Here is a 601-nt window from a genome sequence, read left to right as displayed (position 1 = left end):
GTCGTCGGTTGCCAGGTGCACCGACCAGCCGCGCTCGTTCAGCTCATGCGCCAGCGCCTCGGCCGGGAAAAGATGCCCACCGGTGCCGCCTGCCGCGAGAAGGATGACGCCTCTGGCCATATCACTCCGCCGGCACGGCGCGTTGCGACAGGCCAAAGCCCATCTGCTTGCGCTTTTCCGGCCGCTTGCGTGTCAGCGCCAGCACCATCCCCATCGAGATGGCGATGGCGATCTGCGAAGAGCCGCCATAAGAGATGAACGGCAGCGTCATGCCCTTGGCCGGCACAAGCTGGAGGTTGACGCACATGTTGATGACCGCCTGCAGGCCGAAGACGGTGACGAGGCCGCCGACCGCATAGCGGGTGAAATCGTCATGCTCCTTCAGCGCCGTGTTGAGGCCGCGCAGCACGATGAAGGCGAATATCGACATGATGAAGAAGCACATGATCAGTCCGAACTCTTCGCCTGCGACCGAGAAGACGAAGTCGGCATGGCTGTCGGGAATAACGCGCTTGACTGTGCCCTCACCTGGTCCGACGCCAAACCAGCCGCCATTGATCAGCGCGTCGCGTCCCATATCGACCTGGAATGTGTCGCCTTC

The 601-nt window shown here is 62.7% G+C and carries 2 protein-coding genes; both read right to left on the bottom strand.

Annotated elements, in window-relative coordinates:
• The coding region (locus ENZ74_RS33730) for a glycosyltransferase (protein WP_206522410.1) at nt 1–120 on the bottom strand (120 nt) is incomplete at its 3' end.
• 1 nt (nt 121) lies between these two features.
• Nucleotides 122–601 (bottom strand): FtsW/RodA/SpoVE family cell cycle protein (locus ENZ74_RS33725; RefSeq protein WP_164761502.1); only part of this gene is annotated, 480 nt, incomplete at its 5' end.

This window comes from Mesorhizobium sp. M7A.F.Ca.CA.002.15.2.1 (genome assembly GCF_003998715.1).
Lineage (GTDB): Bacteria > Pseudomonadota > Alphaproteobacteria > Rhizobiales > Rhizobiaceae > Mesorhizobium > Mesorhizobium ciceri.
The sequence above is the reverse complement of the archived record's forward strand: the minus strand, read 5'-3'. Positions and strand labels throughout refer to the sequence as shown.